General features: G+C 40.0%; 14 protein-coding genes. 6 read left to right on the forward strand and 8 right to left on the reverse strand.

All coding sequences use genetic code 11. The annotated features are described in order from the left end of the window. The first annotated feature begins 279 nt into the window (after positions 1–279). The 3 genes from FH971_RS07345 (at position 280) to FH971_RS07355 (ending at position 3,401) form a co-directional block, all read left to right on the forward strand. Positions 280–1,134: a putative selenate ABC transporter substrate-binding protein gene (locus FH971_RS07345; RefSeq protein WP_140233864.1), complete on the forward strand. Its 855-nt coding sequence runs from the start codon at positions 280–282 to the stop codon at positions 1,132–1,134. Then, positions 1,134–1,811, forward strand: a complete 678-nt coding sequence (locus FH971_RS07350) for an ATP-binding cassette domain-containing protein (RefSeq protein ID WP_140233865.1) — start codon at positions 1,134–1,136, stop codon at positions 1,809–1,811. Before FH971_RS07345 ends, FH971_RS07350 begins: the two co-directional genes overlap by 1 nt. A gap of 72 nt (positions 1,812–1,883) precedes the next feature. Then, entirely contained in the window at positions 1,884–3,401 is a 1,518-nt protein-coding gene (locus tag FH971_RS07355) for a PhnE/PtxC family ABC transporter permease (RefSeq protein ID WP_140233866.1), read from the forward strand. A gap of 89 nt (positions 3,402–3,490) precedes the next feature. Here FH971_RS07355 and FH971_RS07360 read toward each other — a convergent pair whose 3' ends face one another. Continuing rightward, the gene (locus FH971_RS07360; RefSeq protein ID WP_140233867.1) at positions 3,491–4,171 is read right to left on the reverse strand and encodes a LysE family translocator; all 681 of its coding nucleotides are present in this window, start codon (positions 4,169–4,171) and stop codon (positions 3,491–3,493) included. 159 nt (positions 4,172–4,330) lie between these two features. Further along, positions 4,331–5,656: a dicarboxylate/amino acid:cation symporter gene (locus tag FH971_RS07365; RefSeq protein WP_140233868.1), complete on the reverse strand. Its 1,326-nt coding sequence runs from the start codon at positions 5,654–5,656 to the stop codon at positions 4,331–4,333. Between the two features lie 210 nt (positions 5,657–5,866). Here FH971_RS07365 and FH971_RS07370 point away from each other — a divergent pair, with 210 nt between their 5' ends. Further along, positions 5,867–8,371, forward strand: a complete 2,505-nt coding sequence (locus FH971_RS07370) for a hypothetical protein (protein WP_140233869.1) — start codon at positions 5,867–5,869, stop codon at positions 8,369–8,371. A gap of 155 nt (positions 8,372–8,526) precedes the next feature. Here the strand turns inward: FH971_RS07370 and astB are convergent, their stop codons facing one another. Beyond that, positions 8,527–9,861, reverse strand: a complete 1,335-nt coding sequence (gene astB, locus FH971_RS07375) for an N-succinylarginine dihydrolase (RefSeq protein WP_140233870.1) — start codon at positions 9,859–9,861, stop codon at positions 8,527–8,529. A gap of 382 nt (positions 9,862–10,243) precedes the next feature. Here astB and topA point away from each other — a divergent pair, with 382 nt between their 5' ends. Then, entirely contained in the window at positions 10,244–12,880 is a 2,637-nt protein-coding gene (gene topA / locus FH971_RS07380) for a type I DNA topoisomerase (RefSeq protein WP_137221407.1), read from the forward strand. A gap of 238 nt (positions 12,881–13,118) precedes the next feature. On the opposite strand, the gene pta is transcribed toward topA, so the two are convergent. After that, a complete protein-coding gene (pta, locus tag FH971_RS07385; protein ID WP_137221405.1) occupies positions 13,119–15,266 on the reverse strand; it encodes a phosphate acetyltransferase in 2,148 nt (715 codons plus the stop codon). A 38-nt stretch (positions 15,267–15,304) separates the two neighbouring features. Beyond that, entirely contained in the window at positions 15,305–16,531 is a 1,227-nt protein-coding gene (gene ackA, locus FH971_RS07390) for an acetate kinase (protein ID WP_137221403.1), read from the reverse strand. Between the two features lie 226 nt (positions 16,532–16,757). On the opposite strand from ackA, the gene yfbV reads away from it, so the two are divergent. Beyond that, positions 16,758–17,195, forward strand: a complete 438-nt coding sequence (yfbV, locus tag FH971_RS07395; RefSeq protein WP_167495993.1) for a terminus macrodomain insulation protein YfbV — start codon at positions 16,758–16,760, stop codon at positions 17,193–17,195. A 53-nt stretch (positions 17,196–17,248) separates the two neighbouring features. Here the strand turns inward: yfbV and pflA are convergent, their stop codons facing one another. From pflA to FH971_RS07410, 3 genes are all read right to left on the reverse strand, one after another. Next, on the reverse strand, positions 17,249–17,986 hold the full coding sequence (gene pflA, locus FH971_RS07400; protein ID WP_140233871.1) for a pyruvate formate lyase 1-activating protein: 738 nt from the start codon (positions 17,984–17,986) through the stop codon (positions 17,249–17,251). A gap of 76 nt (positions 17,987–18,062) precedes the next feature. Further along, complete coding sequence (pflB, locus tag FH971_RS07405; RefSeq protein ID WP_140233872.1) at positions 18,063–20,345, reverse strand: formate C-acetyltransferase; 2,283 nt, start codon at positions 20,343–20,345, stop codon at positions 18,063–18,065. A 1,169-nt stretch (positions 20,346–21,514) separates the two neighbouring features. Then, the gene (locus FH971_RS07410) at positions 21,515–24,382 is read right to left on the reverse strand and encodes a TonB-dependent receptor (RefSeq protein WP_140233873.1); all 2,868 of its coding nucleotides are present in this window, start codon (positions 24,380–24,382) and stop codon (positions 21,515–21,517) included. Positions 24,383–24,919 lie beyond the last annotated feature (537 nt).

A 24,919-nucleotide genomic window follows, 5' to 3' on the forward strand; every position in this document is an offset into this window, starting at 1 on the left:
TCGATTAATACTTGAGTCTTTTGCCGAATGTGAAAATGTTGTAAAAAACAAACATGTCTACAATTTTTATATTAAAAGTTATGTTTATTAGTATTTTACAAATGGTCTTGGTTTATTTATAAACAAATATTTGGCACATTTATTTGAAATTTATTGATTAAATAAGAATAGTTATAGTTATCTTTTTCCATATTTGTCACATTCCGATTGCTTTGTCTATGTGATCGGGTGTTAGGTAAGTTAGAATAACCACATTAATTCACTACCCTTAAGATTAAGATGAAACTAACACATATATTATCGGCTAGCTTATTGAGTTTATTTTCGACGTTTGCATTAAGTGCCACTTTTACGTTTACTGCTATACCGGATGAAGATGAAAGTCAGCTTCGTACTCGTTTTGATAAAGTGGCGGTTTATTTATCTGAGCAATTGGGTGTGGAAGTCAAGTATATTCCGGTCAAGTCATATTCTGCTGCAGTAACGGCGTTTCGTAATAACCAAGTGCAATTAGCATGGTTTGGTGGCTTATCTGGGGTGCAAGCTCGTCGTTTAGTGCCCGGTTCTGAAGCCATAGCACAGGGTTTTGAAGATCAATTTTTTAAAAGCTATTTGATTGCAAATCATTCAATTGACCTTATGCCATCTGATAATTTCCCTACACTTAATAATTACACCTTTACGTTTGGGTCTAAAGATTCAACCTCAGGGCGCTTGATGCCACAGTATTTTATTGAAAAAAATACTGGCATGCCAATTGAGCAGATTTTTAAACGCATTGGTTTTTCTGGTGACCATAGCCGTACTATCAGCCAAGTTGAAGCGGGTGTATATCAAGTAGGTGCAGTGAATTACAAAGTGTGGGACACCGCCGTTGAAACCGGTAAAGTTGATACCAGTAAAGTAAAAGTCATTTGGGAAAGTCCGACTTACCAGGATTATCAATGGACTGTTCATTCGGGCATTGACAACGATTTTGGTGCTGGTTTTAAAGATAAACTCACTCAAGTGTTAATTGGCATGACTGATAAAGATTTATTGGCCAGTTTTCCTCGTGAATCATTTGTACCTGCCAAAAATAGTGATTATGAACCGATTGAGCGTGTGGCTAAAACAATTGGAATGATTGATTAATGTTGTCGTTGGTTGATGTTGATTTAGGTTATAACCAACAGATTATATTATCTAAAGTTAATTTGTCATTTAATGCCAATGAGCATGTGGCTATTTTAGGTCCTTCAGGCGTGGGTAAAACCACGCTGTTGCATCATTTGTATCAACAATTGTCTGAGCAAACCTGTTTGTGTTCTCAAGCCCAAGGACTGGTCGATAACTTATCGATTTATCACAACGTGTTTATTGGTGGATTAGCGCGCCATTCTCGTTGGTATAATTTGGCTAATTTGTTGTTGCCGTTTAAAAAACCGCAACTTCACATTAGCGATATTTGCCAACAGTTGGAGCTAGTGGTGCCATTGCAGCAGAAAGTTAGCGAGTTATCTGGTGGTCAACGTCAACGGGTAGCGCTCGCTAGAGCGTTATTTCAGCAACAGCCAGTGTTTATGGGTGATGAACCTTTTTCTGCATTGGATCCATTAATGGGCTTACGACTGTTAAATTTGATTAAGCAAGCACATCCGAGTGTGATTTGTGTGCTACATGATGCCGAATTAGCATTAGCACATTTTGATCGTATTATTGTGATTAGCGATGGAAAAGTCGTATTAGATGATAAAGCTGAACAATTAACTTTGGCTCATTTGTCGCAGCACTATGCATTAACTGATGCTGCAAAAAATGTTGTGATATAAATATGAATCAATCGCTATTAAAAATACCTCATATTACTTACGTTTTTCCATTTAGTAACAATCCTTTCTATTATGCCTAAAGCCATGCTCTTTAGTGGATTCTCTTTTGTAGGCCACTGGCAGAAAATCACTCTGTTGCTTTTATTGATGGTTTCAGTGTGCTGGTTTTTTGCTGATACCGAAGTAATCGCGCTCGATCCTTGGATCGAACTTGGCCGTATGGGTCTGGGTTTTATTCATCCAGATTTTTTTGCGACAGAATATTTATTTGAGGCTCTTTGGCAAACTATCAGTTTTGCTTTACTCGGTATTACGGTTGGATTGCTATTAGGGTTCCCATTAGCATTGTGGTATCAACACCCTTTGATTGCGGCAATGTGTGCATTTATTCGCGCTATCCATGAGATATTTTGGGCGTTAATATTTTTACAAATATTTGGTTTATCGGCGATTACGGGTATTTTAGCCATTGCCCTTCCTTATGCCGCTACGTTTGCCCGCGTCTTTGCGGATATTTTACAGCAAGCGCCCTTACACACCCTGTTTTCACTGCCAAAAGGCACCGATAAACTGTCTACTTTTATTTATGGTCGCTGGATGCATATGTATCCGCAGATTGTCGATTATATTCGTTACCGTTTCGAATGTGCGTTACGCAGTAGTGCGGTGTTGGGTTTTATTGGTATGCCGACATTAGGCTTCTATTTAGAATCTGCCTTTCGCCAAGGGCATTATGAGCAAGGTGGGGCATTATTAATCTTATTCGTATTGTTAATTGGTAGCATACGTTATTGGGCTAGACCGATTTTGTTTTGGCTGTATTTACCTCTTGCTGTGTATTTTTTACCGCCAATTCCGACAATTGATGGTCAGCTTATTTGGCGCTTTCTTAGTGTTGATATTTTACCACCAATGTTACAAGGGCAAGCCTTTTTAAGTTGGTTTGATACTGAACACTTGTCAAAATTATTTGATTGGAGCTATAAGCTAATAAGCCAACAAGTTATTCCAGGGATGATTGCCACCTTAGTTCTGGCTTTTTGTGCCTTAGGGTTAACCTATTTATTCACATTGGTATTATTACCTTTTAATACTCGACTGATGATGCCAAAAGTGATTATCTTAATCATGAGGGCGGTGAATTTAATATTACGTTCTCTGCCCGAATATTTGTTGGCTTTTGTGTTTATGATGTTGTTGGGACCTTCGATGTTACCTGCGATCATCGCATTAGCATTACACAATAGCGGCCTGATGGTATTTTTAATGGCGCGCCAAGCTGACAGTGTGACCGTGCCGCTGACTTATCAACCTCGGATTGATCAATACAGTTATTTGGTTATTCCTGCCATATATCCTCATTTTATGGGCCTGTTGTTTTATCGTTTTGAAGTGATTATTCGAGAAACAGCTATTTTGGGGATGCTTGGGGTCATGACGTTAGGATTTTATGTCGATAGTAATTTTTCTGAAATTCGTTTTAGTGGTGCTTTATTACTATTAGTGTTCACTGCTGGACTCAATGTGGTAGTAGATTATTTTGCGCGTCGATTATTACAACATCCCCGAAGTCGTTTACAAGCTTGCTAACACCGCTTAATTATATGATTTGTAATATATTTAGTTAATGTCTACAATTGTATAGTTTAAAGCGGTTTTATTTTCTAACTGTATGATATTTAAAATGTATTCATTATTTGCTCAACAACATTGTTGGCAATGGTAAGAGCTACTGCAATAAAGATAATTCCAACCAGTAAATCAATAATGGTATTGGCCGCCAGCAACTTTTGCTGTACTTGCGGCTTAGATAGAACAAGTGCCAATAAACTAAACCAGGCTAATGATAAGACAAATAATAATATCGCTGCGGCTATTTTGGTTGAATTGTTGACTTGTGGGGTGATCAATACTGAAAACAGGGTGATAAAAAAAATCAGTGCTTTTGGATTGAGTAAATTAGTATATAAGCCGACTTTAAAGCCTTTTATTGATGATATTAATCCGGTCGTTGTTGGTTGGCTTTGAGCGGATAATTCTGCTGATGAAATTTCACGTTTATTGATGATACTGGTGAGTGCAGATTTGAGCGCCCCATATCCCATCCAGGCTAAATAGCTACTGCCAATCAATTGCACTACCATAAAGGCAACATGCGATTGTTGGATCATCACACTGATCCCCATTAAGGATAGAAAGGTGTGAACTAATATGGCGACGGCAATGCCTAAGGCACAATAAAGTGCCGTTAAGCGGGTTTGTTGGGTTGCCATTCTGACAATAATGGCAAAGTCTGGTCCTGGGCTCATTAATGCCACAATATGAATAACCGCTAAACTAGCCAATAAAGTAATGTCCATATTGATTCCGTTTTTTTCAATTAAAGTTGGTGATACCTTGGGTATATCTATAAGCGCTAATATTAATGTAAGTTGATGATAATGGCATGTTTATGCAAGGAAAAGATAATAAAAAAGCGCTAAATTAGCGCTTTTTTTATTATTACGTAAACTTAACCATTATTTCTTGGCATTAAGCACTTGCTCTTCAAAGCTTTTTGCTGCCTTACCTGCTTGCGAATCATTGAATATATCTTCATTAAATTCACCCTCAGATTTGGCGATGATAACAGTAGCAACAGCATCGCCAGTTACGTTTACCGCAGTGCGGATCATGTCTAGCATTCTGTCGACGCCAATAATTAACGCAATACCTTCAACTGGCAAACCCACTTGATTAAGTACCATTGCCAGCATAATAAGACCTACACCTGGCACACCTGCAGTACCGATAGAAGCTAGTGTGGCAGTCACCACAACTGTAGCATAATCCATGATGCTCAATTCGATACCAAATACTTGGGCAATAAATACCGTTGCAACACCCTGCATAATGGCGGTGCCATCCATATTGAGTGTGGCACCAAGTGGTAAGGTGAATGACGCTATTTTGTTGTCAACGCCCATTCTGTGTTCAGCAGTTTCAATGGTAACTGGCAATGTTGCATTAGAGCTTGCAGTACTAAAAGCAAATAGCTGTACGTCGCGAATTTTACGTAAAAACATTAACGGACTGAGACCGGAGAATAATTTTAGCAGAGTAGGATAAACAACTAACCCTTGGATAAAGAGCACGATGACGACCAAGCAGAAGTATTTGACTACGCTACCAAAGGTCTCTAATCCTAAGGTTAAGCTCAGTTTGGCCATTAATGCGAACACACCGTAAGGTGCTAATTGCATAATCAAGGTGACAACGCGCATGATGACGTCATTTAAATCATTAAAAAAGGTCGCAACACGAGTACCTTTATCACCGATGTGTGAGATAGCAAAGCCAAAAATAACTGCAAAGATGATGATCTGCAGCATATTTCCTTCACTCATCGCTTGCATTGGGTTTGTCGGTACAATATTAATAATGACCTCAGACAAACTAGGCGCATCTTTGACCGTAAATTCTAATGCGTTACCCGCAAGGCTGGCATTACCAGGGTGAATAAGCACTGCGGCTAAAATAGCGATAGTAAGAGCGATTGCTGTGGTGAATAAATAGAAAGCAATTGTCTTACCGCCTAAACGTCCTAATTTAGATGGATCGCTTAATGAGCTTGTACCACACACAAGTGAAATAAAGACCAGTGGAACGACAAGCATTTTTAAGCTTGATATGAAGATTGTGCCGATAACATGTAAAAAACCATCGGTAATGTATTCTTTAATAAATAGACTGTCAGGAAACACGTTCCTTAAAAGAAGGCCTAAAATAATACCTGAAGCCATGCCTATTAAAATCTTGCTCGTGAGTCCGAGCTTACGTTGTTTACTCACAGAGTGTTCCTTCATTATTTTATTATGCTATATCTTTATTGTTAACGCTAAAGACTAGCAGGAATCGGTCACTTAGGAAATGATCTAAAAGTGAAAGTTTTAGCGGATAAATCGCTAAGAAAAGACTAGAGTTATGCTAAAGTTATAAGATGTTTGCGTATTGTTAAGTTGTCATTAACGATAATCATTATTCCGTTTTATTTTAATGTCACAGGGAGTCTGACAATGAGGTCAGCGTTTAAGGTTTATTTCGTACTTTTGTGTTCGTTTTTTCTCGTCGCCTGTGGCGGCGGCGGCAGTATAACCGATGATGGTGCCGGAGGAGACGATACTGATACTACTACAATTACATTAGCTATCGACAATTCTCAGGTTTCGGTTGCAGAGCCGGCAATCATTACTGCAACAGTAAAAGATTCAACGGGTGCTGCTGTCAGTACCCTTGTTACATTTACGCTCAACAATGATGATTATGGTACATTTTCACCCAGTACTGGTGAAGTCGTCACTAACTCAAGCGGTGTGGCGACTATCCAGCTCAATACTGCAGAGATTAATACCGGAGCAACAGTGACCGCTACCACCACAACAGGTGAGAACGCGTCATTATTTGTCACAATGACAGGTGACGGTGGTGTAGCCGGAGGCGGAGCGCAAGTCTCATTGGTGTTAACCGATGCCGCTGGCAATGCTATTCAATCTATCAGTACCTTATCGCCGGGTAAATTAACCGCGACTGTTACGGGTATTACCAAGTCCTCTATTGTGACATTTGATAGCCCTATCGGTGATTTGCCTGTTAAAACAGCAGTAACCAATGCTCAAGGCAAAGCCACCATTGATATTTATGCTGGCAGTTCGTTAGGTGCTGGTGAAGCAACAGCGACATTGTCTACCAATGAAACCGGTTCAACGATTGTTGTTGTCGGGGCAACGAATGTTGTTATGGGTAGCGGTACACCTTTTGTTGAAGGTGTGGCAGAAATTAGTACAACTGATTTATCTGCGGGCGGAACAGCAACGGTAACAGTGTCAATTCAAGATGATTTAGGTAATGCTTTTACCCAACCCGTTGATGTTAATTTCTCATCAACTTGCGCGACAAAAACTCCGGCGCAAGCTGTGATTAGTACCCCTGTTTCATCAAGTAATGGTATTGCTACTTCAACCTACCGTGCAGAAGGTTGCGTTGGTGAAGACCAAATTAATGTGACAGCCGATGCTGGCGGTATTAGCTTATCTGCAGTGGGTACTATCAATGTGCTCCAGGCTGATGTTGGCAGTATTGTGTTTGTATCCGCCGTTCCTGAAAATATTAGTATTTTAGGCACTGGTGGTACTGAAGCATCAGTGGTTAAATTTAAAGTGTTGGATAAAAATAGCAATGTGGTTGCTAACCAAAATGTTAAATTTTCACTTAATACCAGTGTTGGGGGGGTTAAAATTGATCCTCTGCAAGCCACCACAGACAATGATGGCATTGTACAAACTGTCGTGACTACTGGTACCGTAGCGACGTCTTTACGTGTTACCGCTACTGTAGATAATGGCGCAGTACCTGCTGTGTCGAGTCAATCTAATCAGTTGATTGTGTCTACGGGTATTCCAGACCAAGACAGCTTCTCATTAGCTGCGACAATTTTAAATGCCGAAGGTTGGGATGTAGATGGAACAGAAGTGACCATTACAGCTCGCATGGCGGATGCGTTCAACAACCCTGTCCCAGATGGAACTACCGTGTCTTTTACTACCGAAGGTGGTTCTATTGAAGATGCATGTCAAACACTGGATGGAGCATGTTCTGTCACTTGGACAAGCCAGTTACCTCGACCTGAAGGTGAAACTTTGCTTAATGGTGCCGGTCAGATGGCCTTAAATCCAAATGCAGAATTGTCGTATGATTCAACATTACAGATTTATGGTAATATTTATGGCCAAAAATACGGTGGACGCGCCACGATTACCGCCACGGCTATTGGTGAAGAGTCATTCCCTGACCTCAATGGTAATGGTCGTTTTGATGCTTCAGAAGCAACAGAATTTCTTACTGGTACTGATGTAACGGGTCAACTATTTGATTTAAATGATGCCTTTAATGACTACAACGAAGATGGATTATTTAACCCGCAACAAACAGGCGGTCAACTTGGTGGAACATTAGAAGAGTTGGTTGATTTTAACTCTAATGGTGTATTTGATCTCAAAGACAGTAAATACAATGGTGTGCTTTGTTCTGATCCGGTACACAGTGCTTGTGCCGATGGTGTCACTGAATCTAAGTCACTATATGTACGCCGCAGCCTAACCATGGTGATGTCTGGTAGTCAAGCTTATGCAACAGCAGCCAAAGACGTGTTTGAGTCAGTTACACCTGCTTACATCGAAGCAAATGGTTATGATTATGTATTGATAGATGACACTGATGACCTGCATTATGGTAGTAATATGACTATAGTGGGCAAAGGTTCTGCAACGGCAACGTTTACTATTTCAGACTTGCATAATCAACAAATGCCAGCAGGTTCAGTCGTGAGATTTACGACCTCCGCAGGCTCTGTTGTGAGCGCAAGTGAATATACATGGCCAAGTACTAACTATAACGGTGGCCGTGAATTTACCACCACCATTAAAGGTGAAGATGAAGCGAATACTGGAGTATTTCTTGTTGAAGTTGAATCACCAAATGGTTTGATTACTCCAGTAGTTTCGATTGGTGTAACTATCCTATAATCGATAGTTATTTTGATAGTTGATTCAAATTTGTAAAAAGGCGCATTTTGCGCTTTTTTTGTTTGTGGATTCTAAACAAAAAAGCCAACTGCGGCAGCAGTTGGCTTGTATAAATATTTTAACCTATCTTTCATTCTTTAATCGCATAGTTTAAATTATCTCTGGAACTGATACACGCTGCCTAATTTGAGGATTTGTGTAAGTTCATCTAATGCGGTGCGTGACTCAATAACCAATTGCGGATCGGCAAGATCGCTAACGGTTAGTTGGTCGCGGTAATGTTTATCAACCCAAGTATTTAAGCTAGTAAATAAACCCTCATTCATTAATGTGTTTTGGTTGACGGCTGCAATTTCTTGTTCACTCATTGCTACGCGTAGGCGCAAACATGCTGGACCCCCCCCGTTTTGCATACTTTGTTTTACATCAAAATAACGCACTTGTTTAATCGGCGTACCTAAGGTCACTAGTTCATTTAAGTAAGCAAATACCGCTGGGTTTTCTTGGCAATTTGTTGGCGCAATAATAGCCATTTCACCATTAGGCAAAGTGATTATTTGAGTATTAAATAAGTAACTACGTACCGCATCATTAATAGACACTTGTTCGGTTGTTACTTTCACAAAATGCATATTAGTGTTCATTTTCTGGCGAATTTCGTCAAATTTAGTCTCAGTATCTAAAAAAGCTTGTTCATGGTAGAAAAGTACATTTTGATTACCGACAGAAATCACGTCATTGTGGAATACACCTTGGTCGATTACTGCTGGATTTTGTTGCATAAACACGCAGCTTTCATCTTCAAGTTGGTGTAAGCGAGACACCGCTTGAGAAGCTTCTAATGTTTGTCGGGCGGGGTATTTAGTCGGTTTTGGCGAGTCTGGATCAGTTGCTGACTGACCATAAACAAAAAGCTCCACTCCAGCGTGACCATATTCAGTACAGAAACGCGTATGGTTTGCGGCACCTTCATCACCAAAGCTAGTGTGTTCAGGTAAATGTTGATGATGTTTAAAATAACGATCATTGTTGAATGTTGCCTGCAAAATATTGCCAGTAGTAACAGGTTCAATGCTGCGATGTAATTTATCAACTAAATTTGCTGGCGTGAAATGTACCTTGCCATCACGAGTGTCTGCACTCGGTGATACGGTAGCGGCATTTGCTGTCCACATGCTAGAAGCACTACAGCAGGCGTTAAGTAAAGCAGGGGCTTGCTGAGCCGCTTTTTGTAAAACCTCTGAGTCTGACCCAGAAAAACCGATTCGACGCAATGTATACAGGTCTGGGCGCTCTTGCGGTGCTAATACGCCTTGTACCATACCTAGATCGGCTAATGCTTTGGCTTTTTGTAAACCTTGTTTCGCTGCCGCTTTAGGATTCGAGGTTTGGGCCGCATTACTAAATGAGGCTACATTACCAAATGATAATCCGGCATAATTATGAGTTGGTCCTACCAAGCCATCAAAGTTGGCTTCAAAATGCTTCATTTGTGATCCTTGAGAATTTTTGTGAATAATTATTATTGTAGTTACACTTATTTGTGTTACTTATAAAAAAGGAACGTGATCGCTCATGTCAGTTAACGCTAATTTAACGTCAGTATACTTAAGCTATTAGGGTTAACAAGCTGTGGTTATTTTGTACAAATGTATATAAGTGACTAAAAATGCACTCAAGATGCTCGCAAGTATCATTAAGTGATAAATTACGTTCAAAAAACGCATATTATATTTTACATTTTTTTATATTTGATTAAAAAATGACTTACTAACCTATATAAAAGAGGGTTTAACTTGAAACTATCGTCTCAACCCTCTATATATGGACCTAATTTCCTTTATTTCGAGACTTTTTGGCGCAAATAAAACTATGGGTAAATCGCTAGTTATTGTCGAATCGCCGGCCAAAGCCAAGACAATTAATAAATATCTTGGCAAAGACTTCATTGTGAAGTCGAGTGTAGGTCACATTCGTGACTTACCAACTTCGTCTACTTCTGATGGCACCACTGCGACTAAAACCGCTGCAGAAGTAAAAAAATTATCGCCTGAAGAAAAAGCTAAATATAAGCTGATCAGAAACAAGCAAGCGCTTGTAGCGCGCATGGGTGTGAACCCAGATAAAGGCTGGGCAGCCAAGTATCAAATACTGCCTGGTAAAGAGAAAGTGGTTAAAGAATTAAAAGCGTTAGCAGAAACTGCTGACCATATCTATCTCGCAACGGATTTGGACCGTGAAGGGGAAGCCATTGCCTGGCATTTACAGGAAATTATTGGTGGCGACGCTTCACGGTATCAACGTGTGGTATTTAACGAAATTACCAAAACAGCAATTCAAGAAGCATTCAGCAAACCATCGGTACTTGATACTAATATGGTTAATGCTCAGCAAGCACGTCGCTTTTTAGACCGTGTTGTTGGCTTTATGGTGTCACCATTATTATGGAAAAAAGTCGCTCGTGGTTTATCGGCTGGACGTGTTCAATCGGTTGCTGTTCGCCTTGTAGTCGAACGTGAGAGTGAAATTAAAGCTTTTGTTCCAGAAGAGTTTTGGGATATCCATGCTGAATTAAATACCCCAACGGCTGCCACGTTAAAAATGCAGGTGATGAAATTTCAATCGGCTGCATTTGAACCGATAAATGAAGCGCAAGCACAAGTGGCGGTGGATGCATTACAAAATGCTAAATTTGTCGTTACTGCACGTGAAGATAAAGCCACGTCAAGCAAGCCATCAGCGCCTTATATTACATCTACATTGCAACAAGCGGCCAGTACACGTCTTGGTTTCGGGGTAAAGAAAACCATGATGATGGCTCAACGCTTGTACGAAGCGGGCCATATTACGTATATGCGTACTGACTCAACTAATTTGAGTAAAGAAGCGGTCGAAAACTTACGTGAAATGATAGCTTCTGAATTTGGTGAAAAGTATTTACCGGCAGATCCTATTCGTTATGGTAGTAAACAGGGCGCTCAAGAGGCGCATGAAGCGATTAGACCGTCAAACGTTGCTGTTCAGTCAGCATCACTAACCGACATGGAAAGAGACGCTCAGCGCTTGTATGAGCTTATTTGGCGTCAGTTTGTATCTTGTCAGATGACACCTGCACAGTATGACGCAACACGTTTAACTGTGACAGCGGGTGAATATGAACTAAAAGCATCAGGTCGTACATTACGTTTTGATGGTTGGACGCGTGTTCAACCACCGATGAGTAAGAAAAACGAAGAAGATAAGACACTGCCAGTTGTTGAGAAAGGCGATAAGCTTGTTCTTGATGAATTATTATCGAAACAGCATTTTACGAAACCGCCAGCGAGATATAGCGAAGCGTCTTTAGTGAAAGAGCTTGAAAAACGTGGTATTGGACGTCCATCAACCTATGCGACCATTATTTCAACTATTCAAGATCGTGGTTATGTCAGAGTTGATAATCGCCGTTTCTTTGCTGAAAAAATGGGTGAGATTGTTAGCGAACGTTTAGTTGACAGTTTCAAAGACCTAATGAGTTACGACTTTACCGCCAGCATGGAGCAAACATTAGATGATGTTGCCCAAGGAAAGTTGGACTGGAAAAAAGTGTTAGATGGTTTTTATGGTGATTTTACCAAACAACTATTGTTAGCTGAATTAGATCCAGATGAAGGCGGTATGCGCCCTAATGAGATGGTGCTAACAGACATTAAGTGTCCAACTTGTGGCCGCCCAATGGGGATTAGAACGGGTTCAACTGGGGTATTCCTTGGTTGCTCTGGTTATGCTTTGCCACCAAAAGAACGTTGTAAAACTACGCTTAACCTAACCCCAGGTGAAGAAGCTGTTGGTGACAATGAAGACGGTGAAACTGAAGCACTACGTGCTAAACATCGTTGTCCAAAGTGCGGCACCGCAATGGACAGTTATCTCATTGACGAGACACGTAAATTACATGTTTGTGGTAATAACCCTTCATGTGATGGCTACGAAGTAGAAGCTGGACATTTTAAGATTAAAGGTTATGAAGGACCGATTATTGAGTGCGATCGTTGCGGCAATAATATGGAACTTAAAAACGGTCGATTTGGTAAGTATTTTGGTTGTACCAATAGCGAATGTAAAAACACTCGCAAGTTGTTACGAAGTGGCGAAGCTGCGCCACCAAAAGAAGACCCTATTTTTCTACCAGAATTGAAATGTACAAAATCGGATGCCCACTTTGTGCTCCGTGATGGTGCTGCTGGAATATTTTTAGCGGCCAGTACTTTCCCTAAATCACGAGAAACTCGTGCGCCTTTAGTAGAAGAATTAGTTCAGTATCGTGATTTGTTATGGCCTAAATATAAGTTTCTTGCTGATGCACCGGTGGAAGACGATGAAGGTAATAAAGCTCAGGTTAAATTTAGCCGTAAAACTAAAGAGCAGTATGTTGCTACTGAAGTTGACGGCAAAGCCACCGGCTGGTCTTCGAAATTTATAGGCGGTAAATGGGTAAGTGAATCAACTAAGAAAAAAGCTAAAAAATAATTTTTAGCTTGGTTGAAACATAAAGCTCTTCATTAACGCTATCCGATTGGATAGCGTTTTTTTGTGTCTCAAATACATTCGCTGCATTTTGTAAAAATAAGGATTTTAGCAAATTCCTTTAAAGGTAAGATAAATCAGCCGACAACAGGCATACACAAAAAAACACTGATGATAATCAGTGCTTTTTTCGTGGTCAATTATACGAATTAGGATCTATTGAAGACCGATATTTCGAATATTATTTTGCACTATTTTGTGCCGCTTGAATGGCGGTTAACGCAATGGTGTAGACGATATCATCGACTAATGCACCACGAGATAAATCGTTTACCGGTTTACGCATACCTTGAAGCATGGGCCCGATACTGATTAGATCAGCACTTCGCTGTACCGCTTTGTATGTTGTATTACCCGTATTTAAATCTGGGAACACAAATACGGTCGCTTTACCTGCAACAGGGCTGTTAGGAGCTTTAGAAAGCGCCACATTTGGCATCACAGCTGCATCGTATTGCAATGGGCCATCTATGATTAAATCAGGACGCTTTTCTTTAGCAATTCGTGTGGCTTCGCGCACTTTATCAACATCTGAACCAGTACCAGAGGTACCCGTTGAGTAACTGATCATCGCAACGCGAGGCTCGATACCAAAGGCTTTGGCTGACTCTGCTGATTGAATCGCAATATCGGCTAGCTGTTCGGGGTTTGGATCGGGGTTAATAGCACAATCACCATACACTAACACTTGATCTGGCATCAGCATGAAGAAAATCGATGATACTAAGCTTGAACCCGGTGCTGTTTTGATCAATTGCAGTGGTGGGCGGATAGTGTGTGCTGTGGTGTGAATGGCGCCAGAAACAATACCGTCAACTTCATCTTGTGCAAGCATCATAGTGCCAAGCACCATGTTGTCTTCTAGTTGCTCGCGGGCAACGACTTCAGTTAATCCTTTGTTGCGGCGCAATTCGACCATAGGTTCAACATATTTTTCTCGCACAGATTTAGGATCAATAATGATGATGTCTTCGCTTAAAATAACATCTTGTTGTGATGCTACGCGTAGAATTTCTTCACGATTACCAAGTAAAACGCAACGAGCAATTCCACGTTCAGCACAAATTGCCGCCGCTTTAACTGTTCGAGGTTCTTCGCCTTCAGGAAGCACGATGGTTTTATGTGCAGCACGGGCGAGTTCTGTTAATTTATAACGGAATGCTGGTGGCGATAAACGGTGTTCACGAGGAGAGTCTTGAGTGACGCTTTCAATCCATGTTTGGTCAATATGGCTGGCAACATACTCTTGTAATCGTTCAATACGCACGGCGTCATCAACAGGTACTTCGTGATCAAAGCGTTGTATGTTGAGTGAGGTCTGCCATGTATTTGATTCAATTAAAAATACCGGTAATCCTGTTTCAAAAGCTTGTTCACACAGCTTCATAATTGCGGGTTCTGGTTCATAGCCGCCAGTCAGTAACAGGGCACCAATTTTAATGCCGTTCATGGCGGCTAAACAGGCTGACACTATTACGTCAGAGCGGTCGCCTGAAGTCACTAACAATGAGTTGTTTTTGATATGACTAACCATATTCGGAATACTGCGAGCACAAAAAGTCACTCGGCGCATACGGCGAGTATGCATTTCACCGGCATTGATGATTTTGGCATTTAAGTGTTTTGCTAAATCAGATGCTCGTGGCGAAATGAGTTCTAAATTATATGGCACACTGCCTAAAATACGCAGTGGGCTCTTACCTGGCAGTTGGAACATGTCCGAGCTATCAATACTTTTGATGTTTTTGTCATCAAAAACTTCAGATAAGTCTGGTCTGGTGCGGCCTTCGCTGTCGACTGGCGCACCAATTTTATTAATTATGGCGCCAATTAAGCGCTTATTTTTGTGCCCACCCCATGAATTATAGGCAATTTCTAATCGATTCATTAAGCCATTCGGCGTATCGACTCCGGGGGTTGCGATGAAAATAATATCGGCATCGAGAGCTTTGGCTATTTCATAGTTGATGTCATCAGCAAAAGGGTGGCTACGTGTTGGTACTAGTCCTTCAATAACGAGGATTTCGGTATTGTCGGCACAGTCTGCGGCACGCGCAATAATTTGTTCCATTAAGACATCTATTTGCTCTGAGCGGATTAACGCTTCAGCATGTACCATTGTATAAGGTTCTAGCGGATTGACCGTTGGAGAAGTACTTAAAATAGTTGTCGATCGTTCTGGACCCGTATCACCCGACCTAATTTGTGCAATCGGTTTAAAAAATTGCACTTTAACGCCTTTACGTTCTAATGCACGAACCATCCCTAAACTCAGAGACGTTAATCCTACTCCAATACCAATTGGAATAAGCATAATATTACGAGACATGACAACCTCTTTTGTAGGTTTTGTTCATATAAATAAACTTAATTTGATAGGGCAAAGTTTGCTTCTTCAGTAACAAGCAACTTGATTGCATCTTTAGCTATGACCCATTCTTCATTGGTTGGTATCACCATAGCGATAGGGCTATCAGCTTTGGTTATGATCCCCTGTTGACCAAAACGGGCGGCTTTATTTAAGCTCTCATCAACTTTGAAGTTAAAGATTTCCAATAAGTGAAGCACTTTCTTGCGAATAACATCTGAGTTTTCGCCAATGCCACCAGTGAAAACAATAGCGTCTAAACGGCCTAATGGCACTGTGTATGAGGCGATATATTTGGCTAAGCGATAGCAAAAAATCTCTAATGCTAATGTGGCACCTTTGTGCCCGTATTCACAAGCTTCTTCAATACCGCGGCAATCGTTGGTGAGTTCTGAAATACCAAGTAATCCACTTTGGTTATTCAACAGGTTATTGACTTCATCAAGAGTATAACCGAGTTGCTTAACTAAATGGAAAACAATAGATGGATCCATATCGCCACAACGTGTGCCCATGACTAAACCTTCTAATGGGGTTAATCCCATAGATGTGTCGACACTTATTCCGTTTTTAATAGCAGTTACTGATGCACCATTACCTAAATGCGCACAAATAAGGTTAGTGTCGTTAATGTTTTTACCTAATACTTTTGCCGCTTCATGACTGACAAAAAAGTGGCTAGTACCGTGCATACCATAACGGCGAATACTATGTTCACGGTACAATTTGTAAGGTAGGGCATAAACATAGGCTTTTTCAGGCATGGTTTGGTGAAATGCGGTATCAAATACTGCAACTTGTGGTAAATCTGGGAAAGAGGCTATCGCGGCACGGATACCAATTAAATGTGCTGGATTATGCAGAGGTGCTAGTGATGCACAATCTTCAATACCTTGAATGACTTCTGGTGTGATAATAACTGAGCGGGTAAACTTTTCTCCACCATGAACAATACGGTGGCCTATGGCTTGAATACTCTCCGCTAATTGCGGTTGTGCTGCCAAGATATCATTAACAATAAATTCTACCGCTTCGCGGTGAGATGAAAATGCACCTAGTTTGGCTTCGTGTTTGTTGCCATGAAATTTCCACTTAATGCGAGAATTATCTAAACCAAAACATTCTGCTAAACCAGAAATTTGTTCATCGCCTGATTGAGCATCAATGATGGCAAATTTTAATGATGAACTACCGCAGTTGATTACGAGCACTAATTTGTCTGACATGTTAACGCCTTCTAAGTCGATAAAACTAAATAAATTGTACAATTTTATTTTCTGTTAAGGTTTATGAGCATGCTTAAACATCACACTTTGTTGTTCTTATGGGGATTTGCAACTGATAAGTTAACTTAACATAGTGGCAAATCGACCAGTGCATTTTTGGCATGACACTGTATTATATAAACGTAACACTCACGTCCTAAGCAGTAAAGGTAGCTTAATATTGAACATGAATCTGGTTAAACTACTTGGCGATGGTCAACGTTATATGAAGACTTGGCCAATGGTTAGGCAACTAGGGTATTATTTCCCAGAGTACCGTGTTGTCAAAGCAACTCAATTAGCTATTGTTGCAATGCCAGTGTTGGCATTAGTGGTTACGGCCAGCCAGCTGTATGTTTTTGGCTGGGATTATTTACCACAAGCATTAACTATGTTGTTGTTTTTCATCAGCCTGCCATTGCAAGGCTTATTATGGCTAGGTTGGCGAGCGCGCCATCCATTACCTTTATCGTTATTTGATTGGGGCAATCAACTCAGTTCAACATTGACTGATATGGGGACATATTGCCAACCTTTAGGCCCAAGTGCCTGTTATTTAGATATGGCCGCTATTTTGAAGCTGGCCTTTGAGCGTTTGGATCAAAGTTTTTGGGATGAATTGTAATTCATCCTGTACATAAACGGTTACTAATTTACTTATGCTTATGTTTGTTATCATTAAAATGTCGCATTAATACCTCTATCGACAAAAACCTGCTGAATCTTCTGCATTATTTCATTACTTGGTGGTGAAATATGCGCCAAAGTATACGTTTCACCAAAGGCTTGCCATTTATGTTCACCTAACGGGTGATATGGCAATAATTCAACTTTTTCGACATTACTCATCGGTTTGATAAAGTCTGCTAATGCGATGGCAGATTCAACATCTTCGGTAAATCCGGCGACGACGACATAACGGATCCAGGTTTTTATATTTCGTTTAGTCAGATATTGTGCAAATTGTAATGTTCTATGATTACTGACTTTAGTCAGCTCGATGTGCTTAGCATCGTCCATTTGTTTTATATCAAGTAATACTAAGTCGGTGTTGTCGAGTAATTCATCAATCACAGGTTCATATTTGCGGACAAAACCGTTGGTGTCTAAACAGGTGTGTATGCCTTTATTTTTACAGGCTTTAAATAATTCACTCACAAATTGAGCTTGTAAAATGGCCTCGCCACCACTGGCTGTAATACCACCGCCGCTGGCTTCTAAGAAAGGTTGATAAGTAATGACTTGACTCATTATTTCATCAACAGAAGTTTCCTTACCGCCATCAAGATCCCATGTATCACGATTATGACAATATTGGCAGCGCATAAGGCAACCTTGCATAAAAGCGATGTAGCGAATACCTGGACCATCAACGGTGCCAAATGATTCCACTGAATGTATGCGACCTAACGTCATTGTTGTTCCTTACATGTCTATAAAAAAGGCCGTATCGATAATGATTAAAACATCGATACAGCCAATTTAACAGATACTACAGACCTTTAGTGAATGTCCGCGTAATAACGTCTTGTTGCTGCTCTGGGGTAAGCGCATTAAAGCGAACTGCATAGCCCGATACTCGGATGGTTAATTGCGGATATTTATCAGGATTAACAATTGCATCTTCTAGCATTTCACGGTTCATGACGTTAACGTTTAAGTGTTGACCACCTTCACGGTTTGGTCTACTTAAAAAGTAGCCGTCCATCAACGACGCTAAGTTAGTACGACGACCAGTGTCATCTTTACCTAATGCATTTGGCACGATAGAGAAAGTATAAGAAATACCATCTTGTGCGTGGGCAAAAGGAAGCTTAGCCACTGATGTTAATGAAGCAATAGCACCATTTTCATCACGACCATGCATTGGGTTAGCACCAGGAGCAAATGGTGCGCCTGAACGACGACCATCAGGAGTGTTACCGGTTTTCTTACCATAAACTACATTTGAAGTGATGGTTAAGATTGACTGTGTTGGAATCGCATTACGATACATTTTCTTATCGCGAATTTTAGCCATAAAGCGTTCAACTAAGTCGCAAGCAATGTCATCTACACGAGCATCATTGTTACCAAATTTTGGATAGTCGCCTTGGATATCAAAATCAACAGCGATGCCGTCTTCGTCCCGAATAGGTTTAACTTGAGCATACTTAATTGCTGATAATGAATCGGCAGCAATTGATAAGCCGGCAATACCACAAGCCATTGTGCGGCGTACGTCGCGGTCATGTAATGCCATTAACGCAGACTCGTAAGAATATTTGTCATGCATAAAGTGAATCGCATTTAGTGCAGACACATATTGCGTGGCAAGCCAGTCCATTAATCCATCAAGACGTGACATGACATCATCAAATTCAAGAACATCGGCTGTAATTGGGTCTGCTTTTGGCGCGATTTGGGTTTTCAGTTTTTCGTCAACACCACCGTTAATGGCATATAACATGGTTTTTGCTAAGTTAGCGCGAGCACCGAAAAACTGCATGTGTTTACCCAAAATCATTGGGCTAACACAACAAGCGATGGCGTAATCGTCAGACTCGAAGTCTGGGCGCATTAAATCATCGTTTTCGTATTGAATTGAGCTAGTGTCAATTGACACTTTTGCACAGTAGCTTTTAAAACCTTGTGGTAATTTAGTTGACCATAATACGGTAATGTTTGGCTCTGGGCTTGGGCCCATATTGTATAAAGTATGTAAGAAACGGAAGCTAGATTTAGTCACTAGAGTGCGACCATCAAGACCCATACCCGCGATAGATTCAGTTGCCCAAATTGGGTCACCAGAGAAAAGCTCATCGTATTCTGGTGTACGTAAGAAACGCACCATACGTAATTTCATCACGAAATGGTCAACCATTTCTTGAGCTTGTTGCTCTGTGATAGCGCCACTCTTTAAGTCACGTTCAATAAAGATATCTAAGAAAGTTGAAGTACGACCTAATGACATTGCCGCGCCATTTTGGCTTTTGACTGCAGCAAGGTAACCAAAGTAAGTCCATTGGATAGCTTCTTTAGTATTTTTTGCAGGTACAGAAATGTCGCAACCATATTTGGCCGCCATCACTTTCATTTGACCTAACGCACGATGTTGTTCAGATATTTCTTCACGTAATTGGATCACGCTTGATAAATCTTCACCAGATTCAAACTGTGCTTGCAAAGAGCTGAATTGAGCAAACTTATCTTGCATTAGGTAGTCGATACCGTACAAAGCAATGCGGCGGTAATCGCCAATAATACGGCCACGGCCGTAAGCATCAGGTAAGCCCGTTAATATGCCAGATTTACGACAATCCATAATTTCTGGGGTATAAACATCAAATACGCCTTGGTTGTGAGTTTTACGCAGTTCAGAATAAGTATATTTAACATCACTGTTAAGTTCACGACCATAAGCTTTGCATGAACCTTCAACCATACGAATACCACCATTAGGTAGCATGGCACGCTTTAATGGTGCATCAGTTTGTAACCCAACGATGGTTTCAAGGTCTTTATTAATGTAACCAGCTTCATGAGAGGTAATTGTTGAAACCATTTCTGTGTCGAAATCGACAGGGGCATGAGTTTGGTTTTCTTGCTTGATGCCTTCCATGACTTTGTCCCACAAAGCTAATGTGGCATCAGTAGCATCAGCTAAGAATGATTCATCACCCTCATATGGAGTGTAATTTTGTTGGATAAAGTCACGTACGTTAACTTCTGTTTTCCAATCGCCAGCTACGAAACCTTCCCACGCGTTGGCAAATAGTTCGGTTTTATCTGTCATTCACTTAACCCTCTGGTTGATTATCTACGGGTATCATCCCTAGGTATTCGAGGTGATGCTATCCGTTGAGTATTTACATTCTGTGATCTAGGTTTATTCGCTAGACTGATCTGTTTACATCATATGCGTCATTTTGTGGTGAAGTGTTCGGTCTATTTTCTGTAATGACGCTAATCGTTTTTGCTTATTTAAATTGGTAAGACCATTTGTCCATGTAGTGATAGTAGCATAACTTAGTGACGATATCGGCGGCTTTTGTTAATTGAATGGTAAAAGTGTTAACTGCTTAACAAATCTGTTTAGAATTAAGAGTAGCACAGGCCATTAACATTCATTTAAAAGCATCGCAGTTTATGCGCTTGCTTTAATAATTGATGTTCAACTAAGGATTAAGGCAATGTAGTTAGCTCTTAGTTCATTCTTCTTTGTGACTAGTGACTAGTGACTAGTGACTAATCACATTGCAGCAAGCAGAATTGTTAAGGCCTAATTGAATAGGTTAGTTGACATAAATAATTCGAAAATACAGTTACCTTAACGTGAATCGTTATCATTGTTAAGGTTATCTCGTAAGTGCAATGGTCCTTAGATTTTTGAGGTTTAGTTTTCCCATTAAATAGGTCTACATGCCATAGGGTATTGAGTCTTTGTATATCACTAACTCATTGTTTAGATTCTTTTCGCGTTTACGACTTATCACTTTGGCAATATAACTTGCTATAACATGTCGAATCGAAAATACCTGTATTCAGATATAAAGCTTGATTACGGATATTGACGTGATGATAACTGAAATCGCTTTATTTATGAGCGGTTTAATGCGGATTAACTGTAATAGTTAGTAGAATGAAACCATCATTACAGACTGTTAACTTGGTAAGACCAATGTACTTCATGTTTCTTGGTAAGTGATTAAATAGTGCTATGTATTATTAATAAACTGCATTTTAGACATTGATAATATCAGTATGAGTGTGAGGTTAGAGTATAAAAATCAGTATGTTTTCTACAGTTGATCAAGGATTAAAAATATAGTGGAACCAATGTTAGGGTAGATAACTCAATATTATCTAGGCTTATTTTGTTGTTTACACCACCAAAATATTAATAGCCGGAGTATAAAAAGCGGCATCCGAGGATGCCGTTGAATAAACAAATAAGTTAATCAGTTAGAACTTATAGGTAGCTGTTGTGTGGAAGAAACGACCGACGTTATCGTAAGCTGAACTTGTGGTATCAGTACCTGTATAGCCGTAAGGTAAATCACGATCAAACACGTTATCAATACCAAATTTCAAGGTAATACCAGAATCGAAGTTGTATGCAACCGCGATATCGGTAATAAAGTAATCGTCAAATTCCATGTTGCTATTAGGATTTGCATTTAATGCTAATTCCTTATCGGTATAAAGGCTTACACCCTCAATGTAGCGTGTTCTCCAGTTAACATCCCAACTATCAATTGAATAACCTATGCTCCAGTTGGCTTGCCATTTAGCATAACCAGCAGTACCTGCCAGTTCTTCAAATGTATCAGGCTCGTCTTGGAATGAGAAATCTTTGCGTTTTAATAGGCGAGTTGCAATAAGGTTAGTGCGTACATCACCATTAAAGGCTTCAAACACGTAGCCAATATCAAAGTCAATACCAGCAGCTTCTAGTGATGCAATGTTTAACGAGAATTGTCTAATTTGAGTAATTTCGTGGGTAGTTGCATCACGTGTAATCAAACTACAATATTCGTTATTCACACCAGATGGCGAATCAACACAACGGTCGATAATATCTTGAGCACCAACTGCACTGATAGCGTTTTCTATTTCAATATTCCAATAATCAGTGGTGATTGATAATCCATCGATATAATCAGGTTGATAAACAATCCCTAAAGTATAACTTTTTGATTCTTCAGCCTTTAGTTCACGATTACCGCCACTTAATCCTTCAAGAGTTTTGTCGTCATAGTCAGCATCAAACCCCGCTGGAATACCTAAGGCCGCACAGTTAGTTTGGCGTAAGGTAGGGTCTGCAAGATCATTTAAGTTTGTAGCACGGCAAGAATCATTAACAGAAAAGAAAGTTTGGCTAGCTGCGCCATAAAGCTCGCTAATGTTTGGCGCACGAATTGCTTCTGAATAAGTGGTACGAACTCGGAGTTGATCATCAACCTCCCAGCTTAGCCCAGCTTTCCAAGTTGTTGCATTACCAATAGTACTGTAATCAGCAAAGCGAATTGCAAGGTCTAAGTCTAGTTGACGCACCATAGGTAAATCTGCGAGTAAAGGTAATGTGATTTCAGCAAACACTTCGCTGACATCAAAATCGCCTTTGTCTTCACCTAATGCATTGAAAAAAGTGCCCTCTGCATTGTCTGGTTCAAAAATTTCACTTTCTTCTTTACGGTATTCAACACCCGTAGAGAAACCAACATAACCAGCAGGCAATTCAAACAAACCAGAGTTAGTCATGGTTCCGCCTAACACGGTTTGTTTGATAACTGAGGTACCTGTTGACGTTGTATTAATGTAATCGATTGCATCTTGACTTGGGGCACCAAAACCAAAAATGTTTACTGGAACACAACCTGCGTCTCTAGCATCTTGGTCACGACATACCGCAACACCGTCTTCTAATACTGAATCAAGGGCGTTAGTGTAATTGTCATACACTAGGTTATTTTTGTTAACACGTTCCAAATCTGTTTGGCCATAAATGGCATAGGCGTCGTAATCCCAATCTTGAAATACTACACCTTCAAGACCTAACACATAGCGTTGGGTTTCGCGGGTGTCATCTTCAATTCGCGCACCCAAGTCAGTCATAAAGCGGCGAATGTTGAGAGAGTCTAATGGTGCAGAATTACCATCGCTATCTTTGTTTGCTTTCATTAATGCAACAAGTTCAGGATTGATAAAAGCGTTATCAATTTTGATATCGTTAACTGGATTACCAAAGAAGAAAGCGGGTTGGCCTTCATTAGTAGACTGACTGTTAACGTATTTAGCTTCAAAATAGACGTTGTGGTCATCGTTAAGTTGATAATTTGTTTTAAAGTTAAGATTGTAACGTTCAAATTCTGGCTGTAATTCAACAAATTGGTTTAAGTTAGTTAAGTCACAATCCGCACAGCGAATACCATCAACATTTTGACCAGAGTAAACGTCTCTTAATGAACCGTCTGGATTAAAGCTTTTCCAACCGCCTAAATTAAAAGTACCAGCATTACTAATCGTGTAGTGACCCGCATTAGGTGTCCAAATCTTGTCAGGATCAGAAGGATCATTGTTATCGGTAGTACGACTTGAATTCGCAAGGCTCGTAAAAGCAGTTGAAGTCTGGTCGCGATCAAATGCTTTTAATTGCTCTTGAGCACTGTATTCAACCGCAAAGGCAACATTACCATCACCCTGGGCGAAATCAGTACCATAAGACAAAGAAAAACGATCTTTATTGTGGTCACTGTCATCTGCCCAACCCTTGGTTGCAGAGACATCTAAACCGTTAATATCTTTCTTTAATATAAAGTTAACTACACCGGTTACCGCATCGGCACCGTAAATGGCTGATGCACCACCAGTAATGACTTCCACTCTATCAATCCACACACTTGGAATGGTATTGACGTCGACTGAAGAAGTACCTGCTGAGCTTGATACATGACGCTTGCCATTAACAAGTACGAGTGTTCTATCAGAACCCATGCTTCTTAAATCGAGTAAATTAAGACCCGAAGTACCAATAAAGCGGCCTGAGTTAGCTAATGAATAGGTATTACCTAGTGCTGGTAATTGGTTTAGCGCTTCACCAATGTTAGTTACACCCGTTGATAATAACTCATCGCCAGTAATTACAGTTACTGGTGTTGGTGCCACGGCACCTTCACGAATAATTCGTGAACCAGTTACTGAAATACGTTCTACAGGTGACGCGACTGTCGCTTCTTCAGCAAACGTATTTAATGATGTCGCAGCAGAAAGAGCCACGCCACTGATTAGCGCAACGCGGATCGCATTGGCCAATTTTGAATTAACTTGCATTTATCACTCCCAGAAATGTTTTTTATTATGTGGTAATTGTTGAGATTATTTTGAATGTAAACATAAAATAAAATTACACCAACACGGGTATAACCATTACTGGAATGAAATACAATACCTAAAAATCAATGGCTTAGCTAATTGAGCGTTAACTTCTTAAGCTACTTTCATTAACATTTATTAGACATTTCGATGACCAAAGCTTTAAATTGTAAAGTAATAAGTTTACTTAACTTTAAGGTGTTAGTTATTTGTTAGATTGCTGTGTTTTTTTGAGGTTATGGAGAGTGTTTGAATTTGTTAGTGTTAATTAATTGTGTTGTGATGGTTGTCATTATTAATGATGAAATTAATTAATGATGAGTATTTCGATGGGTTTTATCATATAAATCTAACTTAAAGAGTATATTTTCGATAACTTGATTATGAATTGATATATCTAATTTTAAATGAGTTTTTTTGTTATGAATAATAATTCATTCGGTATTTATGCATGTTTTTGAATAATTATTCTGTAAAGGGGTAGCGGAAAGATAG

It is taken from the genome of Shewanella polaris, assembly GCF_006385555.1.
Lineage (GTDB): Bacteria > Pseudomonadota > Gammaproteobacteria > Enterobacterales > Shewanellaceae > Shewanella > Shewanella polaris.